Genomic DNA, 23,571 nt, shown 5'->3' on the forward strand with positions numbered 1-23,571 from the left:
ATTTTCACAGCTTGAAGCTTACTAACACAAAATCAGGCGCAGATGCGCCTGATTATTTATCCCTTTATATCCCCGATAACACTAACCGTAAAACCAATAGCACACAGCAATAGCTGCGCTAATACCTGCAAAATCAGCACTTAAACCACAGGCTAAGGCATGGCGGCCATGACGAATACCCACTGAGCCAAAATACACGGCTAGAACATAAAATGTCGTTTCGGTACTACCTTGAAAAATTGCCGATAATCGGCCTGCAAAGGAATCAACCCCGTGGTGATCCATTGTCTCAAGCATCATCGCTCTGGCGCCTGAACCACTAAAAGGTTTCATCAATGCCGTCGGCATCGCATCCACAAAGCGAGTATCAAAACCTAATATCCGTACACCACTTGCAATCAAGTGTAGTAAATAGTCCAAAGCCCCTGATGCACGCAATAGGCCTATCGCTAACAACATGGCTAGTAGATAGGGAATAAGCTGAATAGATTGGGTAAATCCAGCCTTGGCACCTTCGATAAACTCATCATAAACAGCCACTTTACGGATCCCTGCGACAATCACAAAGGTAAAAACGAGTAACAGCAGTACACCATTACCCATTGCGGTCGATACTGAACCTATCGCTTCAGCACTTAAGGTCATCAGATAAAAACCACTCGCCACTAAACCCGAAAGTAGTAACGCCCCATAACCAAGTACCACAGCGTTAAACAAGGAAATCCGCTGCACTAATGCCACGATAAGTAATCCTGCGAGTGTCGATGCCGATGTTGCCAATAAAATCGGCAAGAAAATATCCGCAGGTGCCGTCGCCCCCTGTTGGGCACGATAGAGAAATACCGTCACAGGCACTAAGGTCACAGAGGAAGTATTGAGCACTAAAAATAAAATTTGCGCATTGGTCGCCACGCTTTTTTGCGGATTTAAACTTTGCAAATCATGCATCGCTTTTAACCCAAGTGGTGTGGCGGCATTATCTAATCCAAAAACATTCGCTGTTAAATTCATCGTGATACTGCCAAAGGCAGGATGCCCCTTAGGCACTTCTGGCATCAAACGGCGCAACAATGGCTCAAATACAAAGGCGATCGCGCCTACCACTCCCGCTTTTTCGCCAACTCGCATCAATCCCATCCATAAAGAAAGCACTCCAATCAAACCGAGGGATATTTCTGCGGCAAGTTTCGCACTCGCAAATAATGCTTCGACCGATGTAGAAAGCACATCGATATGACCATTGAATATCTGCACAGCAATCGCTAACAGTGCCGTGATAAAGAAAGCTAACCACACCCTATTAAGCACACTAATCCCCTCATTTTTATTGTTTTTATTCTATTAGTTTACAGCCATTGAGTGCTAACCCTACGCAACTCAATGCAATATCAATGAAATACTCAGAGTATAAACATCAAACCATAATAGCGGCTTAGGCACTTGGGAGAAAATCTCAGACCCAATAAGGGATTATGATATACTCACGCCAATTGATACACAGTCTATTTCCCTATGGTTCAATGAAATCAATGGCTCAATTAAATCAAAATTTTATCGATACAATCACCCAAGAACTGCCCGCCCATTTGTCTATGGATGATTTTATTGCCGCCTGCGACAGGCCGCTTAGACGTTCAATTCGGGTCAATACCTTAAAAATCAGCGCCGACGACTTTAAGACCTTGATGCAACCTAAGGGCTGGACATTTGATCCTATACCTTGGTGTAAAGATGGATTTTGGATCAGTTACGACGAAGAAGAACAACTCGGCAACGCCTTAGAACACATTCAGGGCTTATTCTACATCCAAGAAGCCAGTTCTATGTTGCCGCCGACCGCACTTTTTACACCTAGTGCATTTACCCCTAGTGCAAAGTGGCAATGCGTATTGGATCTCGCCTCCGCACCCGGTTCAAAAACCACCCAAATAGCCGCACTCATGCACAATTCAGGGTTACTGATCGCCAATGAGTATTCAGCGAGCCGCGTGAAAGTGCTACACGCGAATGTACTGCGCATGGGTGCGAGTCACTGTGCGCTCACCCACTTCGATGGCCGTGTGTTTGGTGAATATTTGTATGAAAGTTTTGATGCCGTGCTTATTGACGCCCCCTGTGGCGGTGAAGGCACAGTGCGTAAAGATGCCGATGCCCTAAAACACTGGAGCCTAAACGATGTACTGGCGATAAGTGAAACCCAAAAAGCCCTAATCGAATCGGCATTTTTAGCCCTAAAACCCGGTGGTAGCTTAGTCTATTCTACTTGCACCTTAAATCGCCTTGAAAACCAAGGCGTGTGCGAATATTTGAAGCAAACCTACGGTGATGCGGTGCAATTTGAATCCTTAAGCGATTTATTTGAGGGCGCTGAACGCGCTGCCACTCCCGAAGGCTTCTTACATGTCTGGCCACAGATTTACGATAGTGAAGGTTTTTTTGTCGCTAAATTGACCAAAACGACATCAGTACCACGTCAGAAACCCGAGCCTACACTGCAAAAAAACTTCCCTTTTACTCCAGCAACAACTAAGCAAGCCCAAGGAATAAAAGACTATTTTCAACAAGACTTAGGGATAAGTTTGCCAGATGACCTTATTATGGTGCGTGATGATGAATTCTGGTTATTTCCGCATGAATTTAGGGATTTTATCGGCCGTATGCGGTTTCAGCGTATTGGTATTAAACTCGCCGATAGCACTAAGCATGGTTTTAAAGTCCGCCATGAGGCAATTATTGCATTAGCGGGAAAACAGCTCAGCCCAACCGCAAAAACGGTTGATCTGAGCGATGTCGAAGCGAAAGAGTACCTAATGGGAAGAGATATCAGCCTAAACACCGCAGTAAAAGCCCAAGGTGAAGTCATCGTCTGTTATGGCGGAGCCCCCTTAGGTATGGCAAAGCACTTAGGTAATAGATTAAAAAACAATCTCCCTCGGGATTTAGTGAAAGATAAAGTATTACTGCTATCAGAACAGATAAAATCGTTATAGTTTTACTATTTTTTAGCAAAAAATAACCTAAAAAAGGGGAATAAGCACACTACTCTAGGACCAAAGCTCTACTACACTGAGTCTAATGTAAAGTGCTTTGTATCGCTCTTTCACCTGTAGCGCACGGCTCTTTAACGAGCCATTCCCCTAGGCCCAAACAGCTATAATCGTTTTGGGCCTTTTTTTATACTTTCACACCGAAAATTCCGCGATACTATTGAACCGAATAGCAACGCTTATACCCATCATCACAGTAGCTAACTAAGTTCACTGACGGTCTATACTGATCACCCAATACGATTGAGGCTAGATTTCACGGCCAACTAAACGTGCCGCATCTTTGAATAAATTAAAGAAGTTATTGCTAGTGTACTCAGCTAGATCTTCGTAACGCTCGCCTCTAAGCTCTGCTACAAATTCAGCCACATCGCGCACATAGGCGGGCTGATTCTCTTGCCCACGATGTGGGATCGGCGCTAAATAAGGCGAATCTGTTTCAACTAGCAGACGATCCTTGGGCACCTTACGGATTACCGTTCGCAGATCTCCCGCATTTTTAAAAGTCACTATGCCTGAGACCGAAATATAAAACCCAAGATCAATGGCCGCCTTCGCCATCTCCCAGTTTTCGGTAAAGCAATGTAAAACGCCGCCAACTTTATCGGCACCGCCCTGCTTAAGCATATTAATCGTGTCTTCACGTGCATCACGGGTATGCACAATCAAAGGTTTATCCACGTCCACCGCAAGGGCTATCTGTTGCTCAAAACATTGCTGTTGAAGCCGTTTTGTTTCATCGGCATAAAAATAATCTAAACCCGTTTCACCAATGGCAACCACTTTAGGATCGGTTGCAAAACGGCGTATTTGCTCAACATCTAATCCTTCTTTTACATCCAAGGGATGCACCCCCGAGGATAAAAATACCTGATTAAAGGCTGCCATCTTGTCACGCATCGATTCAAATCCTTGCTGACGTACATTCACGCACAACATATAGTCAACACCACGGGCTTTAGCACCAGCAAGTATATGTTCTAGGGATAATTGATCTGGTGCCGCTTTTAGGCGATCAAGATGACAATGTGAATCGATAAGCACAGGGATTTCCAAGCAGATAAATAAAGGACGACAAGGATACCCATCCAAGGGATCGAGGTCAAATACCTATCTCGCCCGCAAGCAATCGAGTGATTACATGGTGCAGGTTAAATCGCCGGAAGCAAGTTCACGGGAAAGTAATTTTTCAATATGGTGTTTATGACTGTCAGGTTCTGAGAGGATCTTTATACCAATACCCGCTGGGCGACCACCGGAGGCGCCTAAAGGATTGATCCATACAACCACCCCACGAAACTCGTTGGTTGTCGTTGCACCGGGCAAACGATAGGCAATAGTTAAAGGCTGGCCTAGATAATGGCTTTCACTGGTGGTAACAAACAATCCCGCAGGCTTGATAAAAGGCATATAAGCCCGATAGAGCTGATGTAAGGTGTCAAAATTAACAATAAGATCGACCATGGCATGTTACTTTTTTGTTATTTCTCTATATTCTAAGACATAACTTTGACATAAGCCCAAATAATTGACAGTCGGCATTGTGCTTAAGCTATGACACATTCCCATGATCTTTGCCGCCAAGTTCCCTACTTGCGCCTGAATAAACGCATCTTGGTGACTGTTCTTCAATAAAATTTGTCGCAGTAGTAGATATAAAACCTTAAGTGCATCAATTATTTGCTGTTCATTCACCGTTAATAAACTAGCACACAGATGACCAGACGACAAACTTTGCGCCCAATCTTTGCGAAACTGAAGCAGGGATTGATAGCGGCTCGATTGTGTACCATCTGTTAGCAAACTCTCGGCCAATTTTAATGGTCCACCCACCACACTTAGGCACCAAGCCACATCCTCTTGAATATGACAATGCTGAGCTAACCAGGTTTTGATCATCGCCTTATTCGGCGCCACAAAAGGAATGCGCTGACAGCGACTACTGATGGTAGCCATTAAACGTGCCGGAGTATCCGACTGTAATATTAACAGCGTGTCCTTGCCCGGCTCTTCAAGGGTTTTAAGCAGTGCATTAGCCGATGCAGAATTAAGGCGCTCACTGTGATGAATAATCGCTACACGGCGACCACTTTGCTGCGCGGTTGCCGTAAGGCGCACGCAAAGTTCACGAATTTGATCGACCTTAATTTGATTACCATCGGCTTCTATTTGGTAAAAATCGGGATGATTGCCCGCAGCGAATAACTGGCACGACTTACAAAAACCACATGCGCCTGCCGAATTAGGCGCTAAACACAGGGCTGCACGCGCCATAAACACACTAAACAGCTCACCACCGAACGCAGCATCGATACCAACGAGTTGGGCATGGGGGATTTTCTGGCATTGTAATTGTGCTAAAAATGCTTGCCTTGGCCCTTCGAGCCAAGGCAATTGCTCAGCCGTAAATCCGGACTCGGCTACCATGCCATCGCCTGTAGCACGGCCAAAATATCTTTATGAACTTCAGCCATGGTTTGACTTGCATCGATAACCACAATACTGTCATCTTCGCTGGCAAGCTTTAGATAAGTTGCGCGGGCGCGCTCAAAGAAATCAATGGTCTGCTGCTCGATTCTATCGAGTTCACCACGTTTAGCCGCGCGGGTGAGTCCAAGCTTAGGATCTAAATCTAAATATAAGGTGAGATCGGGTTTAAATCCCTTTAGTGTTGCAGCACTCACCGCCTCCACTAAGGGCATTAACCCTCGTCCACCACCTTGATATGCCAGTGATGATAGATTGTGTCTGTCTCCAAGTACCCATTGCCCTTGCGCAAGTGCAGGTTTAATTACATTAGCAACCAACTGCGCTCTAGCGGCATATATAAGCAAACATTCAGACTCGTCGCAGAGGGGATCGCTCGGATCGGCAATTTTGACTAAATCACGGATCCGTTCAGCGAGCGGTGTACCTCCGGGCTCTCGGGTACAAATAGGTGCTTGTCCAGTGTGCTTCTCAATAAAATCCCGAATAAGGGTAATTGTACTCGACTTACCCGCGCCTTCTAAACCTTCAATAACGATAAATTTTGCAAGAACTGACATTAGATTTTCTTTCTCTGCATTTTTACTTTGGTGATTTTTCTGGGGGCGCCGGTTTTATCTTACGCTGATATATGTCTACAGCATGGTTGTGTTCTTCTAGTGTGGTTGAGAACACATGGGTGCCATCGTTGCGCGATACAAAATAAAGGTAACTCACACTCGCAGGCTTTGACACTGCCATCAGGGATGCTTTACTCGGTGCAGCTATCGGTGTTGGCGGTAAGCCAAAGATACGATAGGTATTAAAAGGTGTCTCTTCGACTAAATCCTTGCGGGTAATATTGCCCTTATAGCGATCGCCCATACCGTAAATCACCGTCGGATCGGTTTGCAGACGCATACCTAGATTAAGACGATTAACAAATACACCGGCGATTTGCTCACGCTCATGGGCTTGGCCTGTTTCCTTTTCGACTATCGATGCCAAAATCAGCATTTCATAGGGCGATTTTAACGGCAAATTAGGCGCCCGTTCCGCCCACGCTTTAGCAAGCTCCTGCTCCATCATTTTATAACTTTGAGTCAGCATGACTTTAGCATCCGCCTCGGCGGTATAATGGTAGGTATCGGGGAAGAATTTACCTTCTGGCAAAGTGGAATCATCCTCCTGCTCTGTTAATACTGCAGTAAATACTTTGGGAGTCACTTGTAAATGTGGTGCGCTTGCTAGCTGTTGTTCCCACTCAGCAATGGTTTTACCTTCAACTAAAGTAATGCTGAAGATTTTGACTTTACCTGCCACTAGGTCGTTGAGTAAGTCCGTCACGGTTTGTGAGGACGACATTTCATAAAGGCCTGTACGAATCTTGGCAAGCTCTGGGCGAAACTTAAGTAACCATTTAAGTTTCCATGTGTCTTGAATAACGCCGTCATCGGCTAACTGCTGTGCAAGTTGGTTAACACTGGTGCCTCGTGCAATGGTGAGCTCTTTAGGCTCAACAAGGTTCAATGGTGTATTACTATAATCAACAATAGTTTGATAACCCCAGTAACCCACTAAACAAACTAATGTCAGTAAGGTAAGTAGAGTTGAACTGGCAATCAGGATCAGTTTTTTCATAGTGTGAGTGAAAGTGTCTGTCTAAGGTTGGCGGTTATAGGGGATCGAGTGAACTTAAGCGAATCTATCGCCAGTACATCCACAACACCTAAAACACTGTTAGTGATAAATGCCGAGTCAAACTCCCCTAAACGCTCGGCGCCAAATGGCAAACATTGAATATTGAACTGTTGTTCGAGCAAGGCATTAATCACCTGCTCACGCATCACGCCAGACACACCACATTGGGCTAAGGATGGCGTAATAACCTCATTGTCTTTGAGAAAAAAGATATTTGCCATCGAAGATTCAATCACCTTCGCCTCAGTATCTAAGACTAACCAATCATCGACGTTACTCGGCAAAAGCTGTGCTTTTATCAATACTTGTTCAAGACGATTAAGGTGTTTAATCCCTGCCAATAATGGCTGTATACCTAGGCGAACAGGGGATGTTTTAAGGTTGATACCGTTTTTTTGCCAATGTGCATAATGGCTAGGAATCGGATGCACAGAGACCACTTCAGTCACATTCACCGCCTGTGGTGGTGTATAACCTCTCCCACCAACACCTCTTGAAACCAAAAGTTTAATACAATGATGGGGATACTGTCTGGCCAAATCCTCAAGTTGCTGATAAAGCGCACTGCCCATGCGCCATTCAAAACCAAGTCTTGCGGCGCCATCGGTTAAGCGTGATTGGTGTGCATTTAAAAATAAAATACCATCATGGCTCGTTCGCATGGTTGCAAACAGACCATCACCGTAAGTAAGTCCCCGATCGGAAGGATCAATACTCCCCTGCAACACACCATTCACCCAAATCACGGATGTTAGTCCTGACTTATGCGGCTAGCGACCGCTTCTTGTTGATCTTTATACTTGGCATTTTTACGGGTGTTATAGGGACGTGCCACTGGGCCACTTAAACGCTCAAAATTTAACGCACCTATGGTCATCCGGGGGCGCAAAGCCAAGGGTAATTTACCGCTATTGTAAAACTCGAGCACAATTTTACCCTGCCAGCCCGGATCGATACGGTGCGCAGTCACATGTACCATCAGGCCTAAACGCGCCAGTGATGAACGACCATCAAGCCAACCGACAATGTCCGCAGGCAGCGTTACACTCTCGTAAGTCACCGCGAGGGCTAATTCACCAGGATGAAGAAAAAAGGCTTCGCCATCAGGGATTTCGATAATCTCACTCATCACCCGGTCAAGCGCTGCCTGCATTTCTCCACTCGGACCACTTAAGTCGATAAAAGGTGCGGTATGATCTTTAAAGACGCGAAATTGTCCACCTAAACGTACATCCACACTCACACCAGAAATGGCATCAATACTAGGACGAGGTTCTATTACGATTGTGCCGTTATCAAGAGCCTGTTCAATTTCGATATCAGTTAAGCGCATCTTACCTATTACTCCCTAAGTTTTTATGTCGTTATTTTGCCAATAAGTGCTGAATACGAGTTTTTAAAATATCGGTCGCAATACGATTCTTACCGCCACGAGGCACGATAATATCGGCGTATTGTTTCGAAGGTTCAATAAACTGTAAGAACATCGGACGCACGGTTTTTTTGTACTGCGAAATAACAGATTCCATCGTACGACCACGTTCTGCCACATCACGAGTTAAGCGACGTAAAAAACAAATATCCAGCGGCGTGTCCATAAACACGCTGGCATCCATCAGTTCACGTAATTTAGGATCGGTTAATAGCAGAATGCCTTCTAAAATAATCACCTTTTTAGGTGTCATTGTTACCGTATCAGCCGTGCGAGTATGCTCTGTATAGCTATAACAAGGGATATCTACAGCTTCACCAGACTTTAACAACTGTAAATGCGTGCATAGCAGTTGATGGTCTAGTGCTTTTGGATGGTCGTAGTTGGTTAATACCCGTTCATCCATGGATAAATGACTCTGATCGCGGTAATACGCATCTTCATTAATTACCCCTATTTGATCTGTGCCTAAATCACGACGCAACTCGTCAAAAATCGTTTTGGCAATCAAACTTTTGCCCGATGCTGACGCGCCAGCAATTGCAATAATGACACACTGCTGAGAATTCATACCCTTAAACCTTACTCATCATCTGATACGCTAATAGAAACTGTTTTTTGACTCTGTTTAAGGGCCAACTCTGCACCCACTTTACGGGCAATTTCCCGATAAAGACCTGCCACTTCACTGTCGGGATCGGCTACAACCGTTGGTGCTCCCACATCCATTGCTTCACGGATATTAATATGCAGTGGCAAAGCGCCTAATAAAGGAACCTGATAACGCTCGGCCATTTTACTGCCGCCGTGCGTACCAAAAGGATGTTCTTTGTGACCGCACTCGGGGCATAAATGGAAACTCATATTCTCCACAATGCCTAACACTGGAATATTCACTTTCTGGAACATTGTGATGCCTTTCTTGGCATCGGCCAGCGCGATATCTTGAGGTGTAGTCACAATAACGGCACCACTGACAGGCACTTTTTGCGATAGCGTGAGTTGAATATCCCCTGTACCTGGCGGCATATCGATCACTAAGTAATCTAATTCAGGCCATTGGGTTTCATTGAGTAGTTGTGCTAACGCGCCCGCGGCCATTGGGCCTCGCCACACGGCAGCTTCATCACCACTTAACATAAAACCAATTGATTGCGCGGCAATCCCATGGGCACTGGCCGCAGTCATATGCTTGCCATCCGGTGAAACGGGTCTGAAATTCGGAATGCCTAGCATTAACGGTACTGACGGGCCATAAATATCGGCATCGAGGATACCGACCTGCGCGCCTTCTGCCGCAAGTGCTAAAGCCAAGTTCACCGCCGTGGTTGATTTACCCACACCGCCTTTGCCTGAAGCGACAGCAATCACTTGCTTCACATTTGCGATAGGCGCAATAGACGATAACGCAGAATAGACCTTAGGTTGAAAATCGATTTCACATTCGACTTCATCAATGGCATCAAGCACAGCAAGTTTGTTGGTCAGTGCCATCACAGTATCGCGATACTGTGTCATACAAGGATATGGATAGACTAAGCCAAGCTGCAAACGCTTGCCTTCTATCGCCAATTTATTCACGCATCCAGCGCTCACTAACCCTTTAGCTAAATACGGGTCGATATATGCATCGAGAATGGCCAGAACAGGCCCAAGAAGATCGTCATTTAAACGATAATCAGTCTGAGTTGAAGACAAAAGCATTACCCCCACCAATAAATTTGCCCAAGTGTACCAGATAATGACAAAAACATTAGTGCAGATTTAGCTCAATTGGCTCACGTTTTGATGAAAATCATCCTGTAATCGGTTAGTATCTCTACCATTATTTTTGGCCCACCACGATATTTGAGACAAGATGGCAACTTCACAACGTAAAATTCTCGTGACCAGCGCACTTCCCTACGCGAACGGACCGATTCATTTAGGTCATATGCTGGAATACATCCAGACGGATATCTGGTCGCGTTACCAAAAGCTTCGTGGACATGAGTGCCACTATATTTGCGCCGATGACGCCCACGGCACGCCAATTATGCTCAAAGCGCAACAATTAGGCCTAGCGCCTGAAGAGATGATTGCTCAAGTGAACAAAGAGCATCAGCAGGATTTCGCCGATTTTAATATCGCCTTCGATAATTATCACAGCACCCACAGTGACGAAAACCGCGTACTGGCGAGTGATATTTACTTAAAACTGCGTGCTAATGGCTATATCAAGAGCAAGAGCATTTCTCAGTTGTTCGATCCTGAAAAATCGATGTTCCTGCCGGACCGCTTCGTTAAAGGCACCTGCCCTAAGTGTAAATCACCCGATCAATACGGCGATAACTGTGATGCCTGCGGTGCGACATATAGCCCAACTGAGCTGATTAACCCGAAATCGGCCGTCTCTGGTGCTACGCCTGTGATGAAAGACACTGAGCACTTCTTCTTCGACTTACCCGCCTTTGAAGGCATGCTAAAAGAGTGGACTCGCTCTGGCGCTCTGCAAACAGAAATGGCCAACAAACTCGACGAATGGTTCGAGCAAGGCTTACAACAATGGGATATCACCCGTGATGCCCCCTATTTTGGTTTTGAAATTCCCGATGCATCTGGCAAATATTTCTACGTTTGGCTAGATGCACCTATCGGTTATATGGGCTCATTCAAAAACCTCTGTGACAAACGCCCTGAACTCAGCTTCGATGAATTTTGGGCGAAGGATTCTAAGGCCGAGGTTTACCACTTTATCGGTAAAGACATCGTTTACTTCCACAGCCTGTTCTGGCCCGCTATGCTGCACGGCTCAGGTTACCGCCAGCCAAACAGCGTCTATGCCCACGGCTATGTGACAGTCAATGGCGCAAAAATGTCGAAATCCAAAGGCACTTTCATCAAGGCGCGTACTTATTTAGATCATTTAGATCCTGAATATCTACGTTACTACTACGCCGCAAAACTCAGCAGCCGTATCGACGATTTAGATTTAAATCTCGAAGACTTCGCCCAGCGCGTAAACTCAGATCTGGTTGGTAAGTTAGTCAACCTCGCATCTCGCACTGCGGGTTTTATCACTAAGCGTTTCGATGGCAAGCTCGCGAAAATTGCTGATACTACACTGACCGAGGCGTTTTTAGCCAAGCAAGAACAAATCGCCGAGTTTTATGAGACCCGTGAATACGGTAAAGCGATGCGTGAAATCATGGCATTAGCGGACATCGCCAACGGTTTTGTGGCCGATGCGGCGCCTTGGCAAATGGTGAAACAGGACGATCAACAGGAAGCGGCGCACCAAGTGTGTTCAAACGCCTTGAATCTGTTCCGTATTCTCGTGACGTATCTCAAACCTGTATTGCCACGTTTAGCCCAAGACGTTGAAGCCTTCTTCCAACAGACCTTAACATGGGATGGCTTAGCCCAAGATATGGCGGGCCATGAAATCTCGCCATTCAAAGCCATGATGCAACGTGTTGAGTTAGACAAAGTCAACGCTATGGTGGCCGACTCTAAGGAAAACCTGCAAGTCACGGCCGATGTACCAAAGACGGCAAAACCTGAAAAAACCGTTGAATCATCTAATGTCAGCAGTGAGCCGCTGGTTGACGATCCTATCAGTGAAACCATCAACTTTGATGATTTTGCTAAAATCGACCTACGTATCGCTCGCATCGTCAAAGCCGAGCATGTGGCCGAAGCCGACAAACTGCTAAAGTTACAGCTCGATATCGGCGGCGAAACGCGCCAAGTGTTTGCAGGGATCAAATCGGCCTATTCGCCAGAAGATCTTGAAGGCAAGCTGACGGTAATGGTTGCAAACCTTGCACCGCGTAAGATGCGTTTTGGCATGTCAGAAGGTATGGTTTTGGCCGCAGGCCCAGGTGGTAGTGACCTGTGGATTTTAGAGCCCCATGAAGGCGCACAGCCGGGTATGCGAGTTAAATAATCCGCACAAGAATCCGCACAAGATGACGCCCAAAAAGTAAGGCCGCATTCAGTGCGGCCTTATTTATTGAGACTACGAGTGAAATTATTCGGGGAGAAGTTATGGGCAATATCATTGAGCAGTTGTTGTTTTCTGCCTCAATAACGGGTCCGATCTGTTTGATGTTAGCCCTCGGGGTGATCCTAAAACGCACCCAAGTCATCAATGAAAACTTTATCGATGTCGCATCAAAACTCGTCTTTAATGTCACGCTGCCCGCGCTATTGTTTTTAAGCATTATTAGCTCACATCACGATCTTGCCGCCAGTGCCCCCTTAATTGGCTACGGCCTATTGGCCAATCTGTTGTTTTTTATCCTTTCGACCTACGCGACGAAACGATTTTTCCCTGAGCCAAAGGATCAAGGCGTAATTATTCAAGGAGGATTTAGGGCCAATACTGCGATTATCGGCTTAGCCTATGTCTCTAACGCCTATGGAGAGTCTGGGGTTGCCTTAGCCGCAGTTTACGTGGCGTCGATGACGCTACTCTATAATATTCAAGCCGTGATTTGCTTAAGCCCGAGGGGTGAGGAATCCAGCCGCCGCGCTTTTGCGGTGATCATAAAAACCATCACCAAAAATCCGCTAATTATCGCCATTATCCTTGGCATGTTGTTTTACCTGCTCGCGATTCCTGTACCGAAAATGGTCCTCGATGCGGGACAATACTTTGCCAATATGACCCTGCCATTAGCGCTACTTTGCACTGGTGGTTCACTGGATATTGGCTCACTCAGACATGAAAAGTATTCCACTTGGTTCTCGACCGCCTTAAAACTTATCTTTGCCCCACTGTTTATCACCCTAGGGGCCTTGATGCTTAGCTATCGCGGAGTGGAACTTGCCTTAGTGTTTTTGATGAGTGCAGCGCCCACGGCGGCCGCAAGTTATGTGATGGCGCGGGCCATGGGCGGAAATGCCACGCTTGCGGCTAATATAATCGCACTCACCACCGTTTGCTCGCTGCTTACCTGCACCTTAGGCATTTTTATCCTGTCTACTTTAGGGCTGATTTAATAATACAAAGGCGAGCTATGCTCGCCTTTAAACTTAATGAATTCTAATGGCTGCGATGCCGTTAAACAGGGTTGGTGATATCCACAAAATGGTGCACTAAATTAAATTCACGGGCGAGATGACGCCCTAGGGCTTCAATGCCGAAACGCTCAGTCGCATGGTGACCCGCCGCATAATAATGTATGCCCTGCTCTACTGCGCTATGGAAAGTACGTTCGGATACTTCACCACTGATAAACGCATCCACGCCCAGACTTGCCGCCACATCGATATAATCCTGCGCACCGCCCGTGCACCAAGCTAAATATTGGATCTTGGCATCGCTATCACCGATATGCAGTGGCGCTCGACCTAAGGCATTCTCAAGGGTATTTGTAAATTCGCTAGCACTGACAGGTAAATCGAGTTTGCCACGCCACAGGAGGCCCTGAGCCACCTCTTCGATGGCTTCGGCGTCGACTATCCCAAGTTGTCTGCCCAAAGTGGCATTATTGCCGAGCATTGGGTGAGCATCTAAAGGTAGATGATAACCAAACAAGCTAATATCGTGCTGGAGCAGTGCCTTAATACGACGCTGTTTCATCCCCGTAATAACCTCGGGTTCATTCTTCCAAAAAAAACCGTGATGAACCAAAATCGCATCGGCCTTTAATCGAATAGCTTCATCGATCAAGGCTTGGCAAGCCGTCACACCCGTCACTATCGTGTGGATCTCGTTCTTACCTTCTACTTGTAATCCGTTAGGTGCGTAATCCTTAAATGCGGCTACCCGTAAAAAGTCTGCTAAATATTGACCCAATTCTGTCCGTGTCATGTCATCACCACATGCATTAATTGTTAAAGATGATTGTCTCAACCTACATGGCTAAGTCAATGCGAACACCACCTTGAAGGTATACGACTCGCACTCGGTCACCCGCATTAAATACCATTCCGGGATCATAATCTTGGATAACCATAACTTGGGTGCCATCTTCTTGATTGATCATCAATTCCACCAGCTTAAACGATTGCACACTCGTACCACTGCCATAACGATTACCAATACCGCCGCCGATAAGAGCGCCTAAAATTGTTGCTACATCGCGGCCTGAACCGCCACCAAACTGATGGCCAATCACCCCACCAACTAATGCACCACCAAAGGTTTTCCAACCTTGGTTTCTGTCTTCGATAAGCTGAGTTTCTGTGATATTGCGCACAGAGGTGACATCACCATAGAGGACTTTCTCTACAGGGACGGCTTGATTGCGGTCGTAGGCTGCATTGGCAGGAGTTAATAGAAAGGCAAAAATAAACATAAAGCTTGCTAGAGTAGGTTTCCACATATCCGAATTTCCGCTAACTTAGTAGAAGGGTTTATTACTGAATCATACGCAATTGTGAAGTCACTGTCTTTTCTGAATCACGAATTTGAAGCTTTTCCTTCACCCGAACTCGCCTTAACGGATCCCAATGGATTACTGGCGATTGGCGGTGACTTACGTCCAGAACGCTTACTGACCGCTTATTATAACGGAATTTTCCCTTGGTTTAATGCCGATGATCCTATTCTTTGGTGGTCACCCGATCCCCGCGCAATATTTATGCCCGGTAAAATCCGTATCAGTACAAGTTTATGCAAGTATCTAAAAAAACAGCCATGGCATTTCACCATCAATCATGCCTTTACTTCTGTGATGGCAGGATGTACCGAGCCACGTCCAAAGCAAAATGGCACTTGGATAACCGATGAGATTCAAATGGCTTACCGTGAATTACATCAAAATGGCCATGCACATTCTATTGAGGTATGGGAAGGTGAGCAATTAATTGGCGGCCTTTATGGTTTAGCCATAGGGCAAGTGTTTTGTGGTGAATCGATGTTTCACCGCCAAACCAATGCCTCAAAAGCGGCAATAGTGGTATTACAACAACATTTAATCAAAAGGGGATTTAAACTGATTGATGCTCAGGTAATGAACCCACATCTAGAAAGCTTGGGAGCAAAGGCGATTAAACGAACTCATTTTATTGAATTACTGACCCAATTTAGGGACAAAAAAGTGCATCCAGATGCTTGGATACCCAGTGAGGTGTTCCTTGAACTCTAACGCCAATAAAACACCGATAGCTATCGGTATCAGCCAAATTTTCCCCTGTAGCTACCTCGAGGATCAGCAGGAGCAATTGCTCGTTATCCAAGAGGAGACTCTCGATCCCATTTTATTTGAGCGTTTATTAGCTATTGGTTTTCGCCGCAGTGGTAGCGCTATCTATAAACCCCGCTGTCCTCGATGTAGCGCATGTCAACCAATCCGATTACCCGTTCGGGAGTTTATACCGTCCAAACGACAAAAGCGTACATTGGCTAATAATCGCGATTTAACGTGGCGCATCACATCTAGCCAGACCGATGAGCAATACACACTTTATGAGCGCTATATCCGTCAACGGCACTTTGACGGCCCGATGTTTCCTCCGAGTAAGGAACAATATGAGCAGTTCTTATTTTGCCATTGGTTACCCCCTACTTTCATCGAAGTCTATGCCAATAATAAACTGATCGCGGTTGCTGTGACTGATACGTTACCGAACAGCCTCTCAGCCATTTACAGCTATTTTGATCCTGATGAAGCCCATCGTTCACTCGGCGTGCTGCTGATTTTAATTCAATGCCGACTTGCAAAATTACAAAGAAAAGAATTCCTTTATCTCGGATATCAAATAGATGCAAACCGCAAAATGTCCTATAAGCGTTTATATCGCCCTTATCAAATTCTAACCCCCCAAGGGTGGGAGTATTCCTAAGTTTGCTAAGTACTTCCCCTTTACAGCAAGGTGAATTTGGGGCATGATACGCCCGTTTTTTATATTCGAAGGCTAATGGGATAATTAATTAATGGCGAAAGAAGACAACATTGAAATGCAAGGCACTATCCTTGAAACCTTGCCAAACACAATGTTTCGTGTAGAGCTTGAAAATGGTCATGTGGTGATAGCCCACATTTCAGGCAAAATGCGCAAAAACTACATCCGGATCCTCACTGGCGATAAAGTTACCGTCCAGTTGACTCCTTATGATCTGACCAAAGGTCGTATTGTCTTCCGCGCACGCTGATATAGCCTCATAAATTTAAAAACCCGGCAAGGCCGGGTTTTTTTGTTGGCGAAAGATAAGAAAAATGGCTGCAATTGCAGCCATTTTTATGGATAAAACTCACCTTTAGGCCGAGTTAAGCCTTAGAAGCCACTTTTTCATGACGCTCTGTGCGAATAGCAATTTCACCCTCTGTAACATCCACGTAAGCCACACCACCCGACTCTAAGGCACCAAATAAAATCTCATCCGCTAATGGACGTTTGATCAATTCGGTCACGACCCGAGCCATTGGACGCGCGCCCATGTTCTTATCGTAGCCTTTCTCGGCGAGTAAGGTTCTGGCTTCGTCGCTGACGTCCAAGATGACGTGTTTTGCATCCAACTGAGCCTGTAATTCCACCAAGAATTTATCGACCACTTTGGCAATAATCGTCATATCCAAATGGTTGAACCAAATGATGGAATCGAGACGATTTCGAAATTCTGGCGAAAATACTCGATTAATTTCAGATAACGCATCTTGGGTATGATCTTGCTGGGTAAAGCCAATCGACTTACGAATAGTCTCCTGTACCCCCGCGTTAGTGGTCATCACCAAAGTCACGTGTCTGAAGTCAGCCTTACGACCATTATTATCGGTCAAAGTGCCGTGGTCCATCACCTGCAACAGCAAGTTATAGACATCACGGTGGGCCTTCTCAATTTCATCCAATAGCACGACACAGTGCGGATTTTTAATCACAGCATCTGTCAGCAATCCACCTTGGTCATAACCCACATAACCTGGAGGTGCCCCAATTAAGCGTGACACTGTGTGGCTTTCCATGTACTCCGACATATCAAAGCGCACCAGTTTCATCCCTAAACAGGTAGCCAGTTGATTGGTAACCTCGGTTTTACCTACACCGGTGGGACCGGCGAATAAGAAACTGCCGACAGGTTTTTTATCTGTGCCTAAACCACTTCGCGATAAACGAATGGCTGAGCTTAAGGTCTCAATGGCTTTATCTTGACCAAAGACCACCATCTTAAGGTTACGCTCAAGATTACGCAGTAAGTCCTTATCTGTGGCAGATACTGACTTCTCAGGGATGCGCGCCATTTTAGCTACAATGGACTCAATTTCGGCTTGGCCAATGGTCTTTTTACGCTTGCTCATAGGCAACATCACCATACGAGCCCCCGCTTCATCGATCACATCGATAGCTTTATCGGGTAAATGTCTGTCATTAATGTGCTTAGCCGATAATACTGCAGCGCTGCTAATCGCGGCCTGAGTATAACGAACGCCATGATATTCTTCGTATTTAGACTTAAGCCCCATCAAAATCTTAGTGGTTTCTTCCACTGAAGGCTCATTAATATCCACCTTTTGGAAACGACGTGCCAGCGCACGGTCTTTCTCAAAAATACTTTGATATTCTTGGAAAGTCGTCGAGCCCATGCAGCGCAAATTACCGCTAGATAGCAAAGGTTTCAGTAGATTAGAGGCATCCATTACGCCGCCAGAGGCCGCGCCCGCACCGATAATGGTATGGATCTCATCGATGAATAGGATGGCATGCTTATCCGCCGCCAGTTCTTTTAACAGGTTCTTAAAGCGTTTTTCAAAGTCGCCGCGATACTTAGTGCCTGCAAGCAATGAACCTAAATCCAAGGAATATACCGTGGCTTCAAGCATTACATCGGGCACTTGTTTATTCACAATCCGATACGCCAGCCCTTCGGCAATCGCCGTTTTTCCCACACCCGCCTCACCCACTAACAGTGGATTATTTTTACGGCGACGGCACAGGGTTTGAATCGCGCGCTCAATTTCCTGATCGCGGCCAATCAGTGGATCAATAATCCCTTGCTTTGCAAGTTGGTTTAAGTTGGCCGCAAATTGCGACAGCATGCTGCGTTCTTCACTGCCTTCACTTTGATCTTCTATGCGTTCTTGATCTTGATGTGACTCAGCATCATCATTTTTGGCGAAACCATGGGAAATAAAATTCACTACGTCTAGGCGACTAATATCACAACGGCGCAGTAAATATACGGCTTGGGATTCTTGCTCACTGAAAATGGCGACTAACACATTAGCGCCGTTCACTTCATTGCGGCCCGATGACTGCACATGGAATACTGCCCGTTGCAGGACTCGCTGGAACCCAAGCGTCGGCTGAGTTTCTTTGTCATCATCAATATCGGCAATGATTGGGGTTGTTTGTTGGATAAAGCTTGCCACTTCATCTCTGAGTTTATCTAGATTCGCTCCACAGGCGATTAACGCTTCTTGAGCCGCTGGATTGTCGATGAGAGCTAATAACAGATGTTCCACTGTCATATACTCGTGACGCGCGTCTCTGGCTTGCTGAAACGCCAGATTTAAGGTGACTTCCAGATCTTTGTTCAGCATAAGCACCCCCAAAATTAACAACAGACTACAGAGTAAAGCGGTTTTATGCTTTCTCTAACGAACACAGTAACGGATGTTGGTTTTGTCTTGCAAATTGATTTACTTGTATCACCTTAGTTTCTGCAATCCCAAAAGGGAAAATACCGCAAATTCCTTTTCCTTGGTGATGGATCGTCAACATGATATCGGTCGCTTCCTGCTCGTTCTTGCGAAAGAAAACCTGCAAAACTTCAATCACAAAATCCATTGGAGTGTAGTCATCATTATTGAGGATCACCTTATACATTGATGGTGGCATCAACTCTGATTCGACACGTTCTTCAACGTGTTCAATATTTCCTGTCTTACCCATTTTTTAATACTAGCCTCTCGTGTTGGCCTCTTCCAATTGATATGTTCAAATTAATCAGTTGTTGCCCCTTTGTTAATTTTAGCTTGACTTCCGCATTTACTCCTTACATTCTGTAGTTCAGACGGTGAGCAAAACCCGTCTATACAGGTTTTACTATCTTACTGGTAAGTAGACAACAGAAGGAAGTGGAAGTATGGCAAGCGGAACTGTTAAATGGTTCAACAACGCCAAAGGATTCGGGTTTATTTGCCCTGATCAAGGTGGTGAGGACGTTTTTGCACACTATTCTACCATTGAAATGGAAGGCTATAGAACTCTAAAAGCAGGCCAACCCGTTCAATTTGAAGTAGAGCAAGGTCCAAAAGGGATGCACGCTTCAGCCATTTCACCAACAAAATAACGTTTGGTGAGGCCAATGATCTAAAAGGCAGGGACTTGTCCCTGCCTTTTTATTGCTGCGTGTTTCATAAATTCTCACCACTTAATGCTGCATCGCTCATCATCATTTCGCATGAATTTAATTCAAGTTCAATCACCGCACATCACCCATTGCATCCCAGCAAAAAGATTTTATCATCGATCTCTCGGCAGCAAATTTAGGGTATAAAAAAGGATCTGCAATGCAGATCCTTTTTTAAATCAGTCTAATGACTTACAAATTCACATCAGCTTAGATGGCCCACACTGACGCGCACACCATCTAAAAGTGATAACTAGCGAAATTAAGCAATCAACAGTTTGTTTAACGTCTCGCTTGGGCGCATGGCTTTTTCAGCCTTAGCCGCATCTAAACGGTAATAACCGCCTAAATCGACAGGCGCACCTTGTGCATTTGCTAATTCAGCCACAATGACTGGCTCATTCGCAGCCAGCGCATGAGCCAAAGGAATAAAGTGAGCTTGTAGTTGCTCATCGCCCGTTTGCGCTGCTAAGGCTTGTGCCCAGTACATGGCTAAGTAGAAATGGCTGCCACGGTTATCCAGCTCACCGACTCTTCTTGATGGCGATTTGTTGCTATCTAAGAATTGGCCTATGGCTTGATCTAAGGTATCTGCAAGCACTTGCGCTTTTGGATTGCCTACGGTTTGACTTAAATGCTCAAGAGACGCCGCCAGAGCCAAGAATTCACCGAGCGAATCCCAACGTAAGTGACCTTCTTTCTCAAGCTGTTGCACGTGTTTAGGTGCACTACCGCCCGCACCTGTTTCAAATAAACCGCCGCCGTTCATTAATGGAACGATTGACAGCATTTTGGCACTGGTGCCTAGCTCAAGGATGGGGAACAAGTCAGTCAGGTAGTCACGTAAAACGTTACCCGTAACTGAAATCGTATCTTTGCCTTCTTTGATGCGAGCCAAAGAGAAACGCGTTGCCTCTTCAGGAGACATAATGCTGATCTCTAAGCCATCAGTATCATGCTCTGGCAGATACTGCTGCACTTTAGCAATGATTTGTGCATCGTGGGCACGTTTGCTATCTAACCAAAATACCGCAGGAGTATTGCTTAAACGGGCACGGCGCACGGCCAGTTTGACCCAATCACGGATAGGTGCGTCTTTAACTTGACACATTCTCCAGATATCGCCCGCTTCCACGTTATGGCTCATCAATACCTTACCGCTGGCATCAACAACGTTGACCACACCGTCAGCAGGAATTTCAAACGTCTTGTCGTGGCTACCATATTCTTCCGCTTTTTGCGCCATCAAGCCCACGTTGGGCACACTGCCCATGGTTTTAGGATCGAAAGCGCCGTGCTCTTTACAAAAAGCAATCGTTTCTTGGTAGATACCGGCATAGCAACGATCTGGGATCATGGCTTTAGTGTCATGCAGTTGACCGTCTGGTCCCCACATTTGGCCAGATGAACGAATCGCAGCAGGCATAGACGCATCGATAATGATGTCGCTTGGCACGTGTAAATTGGTGATACCTTTATCAGAATCGACCATAGCCAATGCAGGGCGTGCAGCATAAACGGCGGCGATATCGGCTTCGACTTCTGCACGGGTATCTGCTGGCAAAGTCGCGATTTTGGCATAAACATCCCCAAAACCGTTGTTAACATCTACGCCTAATTCAGCGAAAAGCGCCGCATGTTTGTCAAATACTGGCTTAAAGAATACCTTCACTGCGTGACCAAACATAATAGGATCAGACACTTTCATCATAGTGGCTTTGAGATGCAGCGATAACAGCACATCTTCAGCTTTAGCGTTTTCGATTTCACGCTCATAGAAGCTCACTAAGGCTTTTTTACTCAATACCGCAGCATCGATAATTTCGCCAGCCAGCAGCTTAAGACCCGACTTGAGCACCACTTCTTGACCATCTTTTTGGGTCAGCACGATATTCACGCTGCCCGCATCAGATAAAGTGACAGACTGCTCGCTGCCGTAGAAATCGCCGTCAGTCATGTGAGCCACATGTGACTTGGAATCTTTGGCCCATTTCCCCATGGAATGCGGGTTTTTCTTGGCGAAGTTTTTCACCGATAATGGGGCGCGGCGATCTGAGTTACCTTCACGCAGTACTGGGTTTACCGCACTGCCTTTGATCTTGTCGTAACGGGTTTTAATTGACTTTTCAGCGTCGGTTTTTGGCTCATCCGGATAATTAGGAATGTCGTAACCTTTTTGTTGCAGTTCAAGGATACAGGCTTTTAATTGTGGAATTGAAGCACTGATATTCGGTAACTTGATGATGTTCGCTTCTGGCTGATTCGCTAACTCGCCAAGCTCTGTCAGATGGTCGCCAATCTTTTGTGCTTCGGTCAGTTGCTCAGGGAAACTGGCAATAATACGGCCCGATAACGAGATATCACGGGTTTCAACCGCAACACCCGCGGCGTCGGTAAACGTTCTGATAATAGGTAAGAGTGAGAGGGTGGCCAGTGCTGGCGCTTCATCTGTTTCAGTGTAAATAATTGTTGATGAGTTATCTTTCATGTTACATCCTACATTATTGTAAAATTTAATATTTTTTATAATAATTTTATAGCATGGCAAACAAATCTGAGCACAGGGAAAATATCAATCAAGGCAATCGACCACGCCCTCACCTTTAAAATTCTCAATGCCCTTCTGTCTTTGCGCGCAAGCTAAAATTTGTTACAACGACTCATTAAAACCTAATAAACATTTAGGCACAGATCACATTTTCTGGCCGACATCATAGAGCATTCGCAATAATATTCAAATTCCACTAACGGCGAATGCCAAGTACACTATGACCACATTAACGACTCAATCAAGTCAGGTAAGCGTGTCTCAACCTCCTGTTAGCAAAAGTATGACCAAAAACAAGTTTCCACCTAAAGGTGCCAATTCCAGCACCAGTTCCCCAGCCAAGAGCCCGATTAAACCCGCGAAGCACGCCAGCAGAGGCCCTGCCAACCGCGCTACTGCCGTAGATAGCAAAGTGACGCCAGCACGAAATGCCAATGGCAGTTTAAAGAAAGAACCCTTTAAAAATCCTAATCGACGCGCAATTGCGGCAGCAAAACCAGTGCAGAGCCAAACGCTCGCACCGATTATTGTACTGTTTAATAAGCCTTTTGATGTACTTTGCCAGTTTACCGATGAACAAGGTCGCAAAACCCTAAAAGACTATATCCCGATTGCTGATGTGTATGCCGCTGGCCGCTTAGACAGAGACAGTGAGGGCTTATTGCTGCTAACTAATGACGGTCAATTACAGGCAAGGCTGACAGAGCCGAAAAAGAAAACCTTTAAAACCTATTGGGTGCAAGTAGAAGGCGTTCCGACAGAAGATGCCCTGACAAAACTGCGCCAAGGTGTTGAATTAAATGATGGTATAACGCTACCAGCTAAAGTCAAAATTATGGATTCACCCGATATTTGGCCACGTAATCCACCGGTAAGAGAGCGCAAAAATATCCCAACAACTTGGCTAGAAATCCAAATACATGAAGGTCGTAACCGCCAAGTCAGACGCATGACAGCGCATATCGGTTTTCCGACCTTAAGATTAATCCGTTATAAAATAGGCCAATGGAGTCTAGATAATTTGCCATCGGGTGAGCACAAATGCATTCGTCTCGGTGATGAAGTCTAAATTTCAGCCAAGTTTCTGCGTTCAACA

The 23,571-nt window shown here is 45.7% G+C and carries 23 protein-coding genes; 8 read left to right on the forward strand and 15 right to left on the reverse strand.

The annotated features are described in order from the left end of the window. Positions 1–81: 81 nt before the first annotated feature. Entirely contained in the window at positions 82–1,308 is a 1,227-nt protein-coding gene (locus MZ182_RS11075) for a nucleoside recognition domain-containing protein (RefSeq protein ID WP_014610702.1), read from the reverse strand. Between the two features lie 221 nt (positions 1,309–1,529). Here MZ182_RS11075 and rsmF point away from each other — a divergent pair, with 221 nt between their 5' ends. Then, complete coding sequence (rsmF, locus tag MZ182_RS11080) at positions 1,530–2,990, forward strand: 16S rRNA (cytosine(1407)-C(5))-methyltransferase RsmF (protein ID WP_248066086.1); 1,461 nt, start codon at positions 1,530–1,532, stop codon at positions 2,988–2,990. Positions 2,991–3,296: 306 nt separating this feature from the next. Here the strand turns inward: rsmF and MZ182_RS11085 are convergent, their stop codons facing one another. The 9 genes from MZ182_RS11085 to apbC all read right to left on the reverse strand — a co-directional run bounded on the left by MZ182_RS11085 (position 3,297) and on the right by apbC (position 10,344). Beyond that, entirely contained in the window at positions 3,297–4,091 is a 795-nt protein-coding gene (locus MZ182_RS11085; protein ID WP_061783416.1) for a TatD family hydrolase, read from the reverse strand. A 93-nt stretch (positions 4,092–4,184) separates the two neighbouring features. After that, positions 4,185–4,511 carry a PilZ domain-containing protein gene (locus MZ182_RS11090; protein ID WP_011789129.1) on the reverse strand — a complete coding sequence of 109 codons (327 nt, stop codon included), beginning with the start codon at positions 4,509–4,511 and terminating at the stop codon, positions 4,185–4,187. A gap of 6 nt (positions 4,512–4,517) precedes the next feature. Further along, positions 4,518–5,474, reverse strand: coding sequence for a DNA polymerase III subunit delta' (gene holB, locus MZ182_RS11095; protein WP_248066091.1), 957 nt, complete (start codon positions 5,472–5,474; stop codon positions 4,518–4,520). Next, positions 5,468–6,094, reverse strand: coding sequence for a dTMP kinase (tmk, locus tag MZ182_RS11100; protein ID WP_248066093.1), 627 nt, complete (start codon positions 6,092–6,094; stop codon positions 5,468–5,470). Before tmk ends, holB begins: the two co-directional genes overlap by 7 nt. A gap of 22 nt (positions 6,095–6,116) precedes the next feature. Beyond that, on the reverse strand, positions 6,117–7,154 hold the full coding sequence (gene mltG, locus MZ182_RS11105) for an endolytic transglycosylase MltG (protein WP_248066096.1): 1,038 nt from the start codon (positions 7,152–7,154) through the stop codon (positions 6,117–6,119). Then, on the reverse strand, positions 7,151–7,960 hold the full coding sequence (gene pabC / locus MZ182_RS11110) for an aminodeoxychorismate lyase (protein ID WP_248066098.1): 810 nt from the start codon (positions 7,958–7,960) through the stop codon (positions 7,151–7,153). Before pabC ends, mltG begins: the two co-directional genes overlap by 4 nt. 5 nt (positions 7,961–7,965) lie before the next feature. Then, positions 7,966–8,547, reverse strand: a complete 582-nt coding sequence (dcd, locus tag MZ182_RS11115; RefSeq protein WP_011789124.1) for a dCTP deaminase — start codon at positions 8,545–8,547, stop codon at positions 7,966–7,968. A 31-nt stretch (positions 8,548–8,578) separates the two neighbouring features. Continuing rightward, entirely contained in the window at positions 8,579–9,217 is a 639-nt protein-coding gene (udk, locus tag MZ182_RS11120; protein ID WP_011789123.1) for a uridine kinase, read from the reverse strand. Positions 9,218–9,228: 11 nt separating this feature from the next. Beyond that, positions 9,229–10,344, reverse strand: coding sequence for an iron-sulfur cluster carrier protein ApbC (apbC, locus tag MZ182_RS11125; protein WP_025007806.1), 1,116 nt, complete (start codon positions 10,342–10,344; stop codon positions 9,229–9,231). Between the two features lie 160 nt (positions 10,345–10,504). On the opposite strand from apbC, the gene metG reads away from it, so the two are divergent. Then, complete coding sequence (metG, locus tag MZ182_RS11130) at positions 10,505–12,574, forward strand: methionine--tRNA ligase (protein ID WP_248066101.1); 2,070 nt, start codon at positions 10,505–10,507, stop codon at positions 12,572–12,574. Between the two features lie 101 nt (positions 12,575–12,675). Beyond that, positions 12,676–13,632: an AEC family transporter gene (locus MZ182_RS11135; protein ID WP_248066103.1), complete on the forward strand. Its 957-nt coding sequence runs from the start codon at positions 12,676–12,678 to the stop codon at positions 13,630–13,632. 61 nt (positions 13,633–13,693) lie between these two features. On the opposite strand, the gene MZ182_RS11140 is transcribed toward MZ182_RS11135, so the two are convergent. Beyond that, positions 13,694–14,446, reverse strand: coding sequence for a Nif3-like dinuclear metal center hexameric protein (locus tag MZ182_RS11140; RefSeq protein WP_014610710.1), 753 nt, complete (start codon positions 14,444–14,446; stop codon positions 13,694–13,696). Between the two features lie 43 nt (positions 14,447–14,489). After that, positions 14,490–14,960, reverse strand: a complete 471-nt coding sequence (locus MZ182_RS11145) for a glycine zipper 2TM domain-containing protein (RefSeq protein ID WP_011789118.1) — start codon at positions 14,958–14,960, stop codon at positions 14,490–14,492. Between the two features lie 54 nt (positions 14,961–15,014). Between MZ182_RS11145 and aat the strand changes: the two genes are divergently transcribed. From aat to infA, 3 genes are all read left to right on the forward strand, one after another. Then, positions 15,015–15,725 (forward strand): leucyl/phenylalanyl-tRNA--protein transferase, encoded by a 711-nt coding sequence (gene aat, locus MZ182_RS11150; protein WP_248066106.1) that lies wholly within the window; start codon positions 15,015–15,017, stop codon positions 15,723–15,725. Next, entirely contained in the window at positions 15,715–16,422 is a 708-nt protein-coding gene (locus MZ182_RS11155; protein ID WP_011919430.1) for an arginyltransferase, read from the forward strand. Before aat ends, MZ182_RS11155 begins: the two co-directional genes overlap by 11 nt. Positions 16,423–16,513: 91 nt before the next feature. After that, on the forward strand, positions 16,514–16,732 hold the full coding sequence (gene infA, locus MZ182_RS11160; RefSeq protein ID WP_006081934.1) for a translation initiation factor IF-1: 219 nt from the start codon (positions 16,514–16,516) through the stop codon (positions 16,730–16,732). Between the two features lie 115 nt (positions 16,733–16,847). On the opposite strand, the gene clpA is transcribed toward infA, so the two are convergent. Both clpA and clpS read right to left on the reverse strand, forming a co-directional pair. Beyond that, positions 16,848–19,115: an ATP-dependent Clp protease ATP-binding subunit ClpA gene (clpA, locus tag MZ182_RS11165; RefSeq protein ID WP_248066109.1), complete on the reverse strand. Its 2,268-nt coding sequence runs from the start codon at positions 19,113–19,115 to the stop codon at positions 16,848–16,850. Positions 19,116–19,158: 43 nt separating this feature from the next. Then, complete coding sequence (gene clpS, locus MZ182_RS11170) at positions 19,159–19,467, reverse strand: ATP-dependent Clp protease adapter ClpS (protein ID WP_011789114.1); 309 nt, start codon at positions 19,465–19,467, stop codon at positions 19,159–19,161. Positions 19,468–19,660: 193 nt separating this feature from the next. Between clpS and cspD the strand changes: the two genes are divergently transcribed. Then, positions 19,661–19,867, forward strand: a complete 207-nt coding sequence (gene cspD / locus MZ182_RS11175; RefSeq protein ID WP_011072576.1) for a cold shock domain-containing protein CspD — start codon at positions 19,661–19,663, stop codon at positions 19,865–19,867. 322 nt (positions 19,868–20,189) lie between these two features. On the opposite strand, the gene MZ182_RS11180 is transcribed toward cspD, so the two are convergent. Then, complete coding sequence (locus MZ182_RS11180; protein WP_248066112.1) at positions 20,190–22,415, reverse strand: NADP-dependent isocitrate dehydrogenase; 2,226 nt, start codon at positions 22,413–22,415, stop codon at positions 20,190–20,192. 343 nt (positions 22,416–22,758) lie between these two features. Here MZ182_RS11180 and rluE point away from each other — a divergent pair, with 343 nt between their 5' ends. Continuing rightward, on the forward strand, positions 22,759–23,544 hold the full coding sequence (gene rluE, locus MZ182_RS11185) for a 23S rRNA pseudouridine(2457) synthase RluE (protein WP_164837999.1): 786 nt from the start codon (positions 22,759–22,761) through the stop codon (positions 23,542–23,544). The last annotated feature ends 27 nt before the right edge of the window (positions 23,545–23,571 follow it).

It is taken from the genome of Shewanella sp. JNE2, from assembly GCF_023159115.1.
In the GTDB taxonomy this organism is placed as follows: Bacteria; Pseudomonadota; Gammaproteobacteria; order Enterobacterales; family Shewanellaceae; genus Shewanella; species Shewanella putrefaciens.

Coding starts and splice junctions, on each gene's coding strand:
- mltG (WP_248066096.1), bottom strand. CDS start 7,154: ATGAAAAAACTGATCCTGATTGCCAGTTCAACTCTACTTACCTTACTG.
- clpS (WP_011789114.1), bottom strand. CDS start 19,467: ATGGGTAAGACAGGAAATATTGAACACGTTGAAGAACGTGTCGAATCA.
- MZ182_RS11135 (WP_248066103.1), top strand. CDS start 12,676: ATGGGCAATATCATTGAGCAGTTGTTGTTTTCTGCCTCAATAACGGGT.
- MZ182_RS11140 (WP_014610710.1), bottom strand. CDS start 14,446: ATGACACGGACAGAATTGGGTCAATATTTAGCAGACTTTTTACGGGTA.
- dcd (WP_011789124.1), bottom strand. CDS start 8,547: ATGCGCTTAACTGATATCGAAATTGAACAGGCTCTTGATAACGGCACA.
- rluE (WP_164837999.1), top strand. CDS start 22,759: ATGACCAAAAACAAGTTTCCACCTAAAGGTGCCAATTCCAGCACCAGT.
- infA (WP_006081934.1), top strand. CDS start 16,514: ATGGCGAAAGAAGACAACATTGAAATGCAAGGCACTATCCTTGAAACC.
- MZ182_RS11145 (WP_011789118.1), bottom strand. CDS start 14,960: ATGTGGAAACCTACTCTAGCAAGCTTTATGTTTATTTTTGCCTTTCTA.
- MZ182_RS11180 (WP_248066112.1), bottom strand. CDS start 22,415: ATGAAAGATAACTCATCAACAATTATTTACACTGAAACAGATGAAGCG.
- rsmF (WP_248066086.1), top strand. CDS start 1,530: ATGGCTCAATTAAATCAAAATTTTATCGATACAATCACCCAAGAACTG.
- holB (WP_248066091.1), bottom strand. CDS start 5,474: ATGGTAGCCGAGTCCGGATTTACGGCTGAGCAATTGCCTTGGCTCGAA.
- metG (WP_248066101.1), top strand. CDS start 10,505: ATGGCAACTTCACAACGTAAAATTCTCGTGACCAGCGCACTTCCCTAC.
- udk (WP_011789123.1), bottom strand. CDS start 9,217: ATGAATTCTCAGCAGTGTGTCATTATTGCAATTGCTGGCGCGTCAGCA.
- MZ182_RS11090 (WP_011789129.1), bottom strand. CDS start 4,511: ATGGTCGATCTTATTGTTAATTTTGACACCTTACATCAGCTCTATCGG.
- clpA (WP_248066109.1), bottom strand. CDS start 19,115: ATGCTGAACAAAGATCTGGAAGTCACCTTAAATCTGGCGTTTCAGCAA.
- tmk (WP_248066093.1), bottom strand. CDS start 6,094: ATGTCAGTTCTTGCAAAATTTATCGTTATTGAAGGTTTAGAAGGCGCG.
- cspD (WP_011072576.1), top strand. CDS start 19,661: ATGGCAAGCGGAACTGTTAAATGGTTCAACAACGCCAAAGGATTCGGG.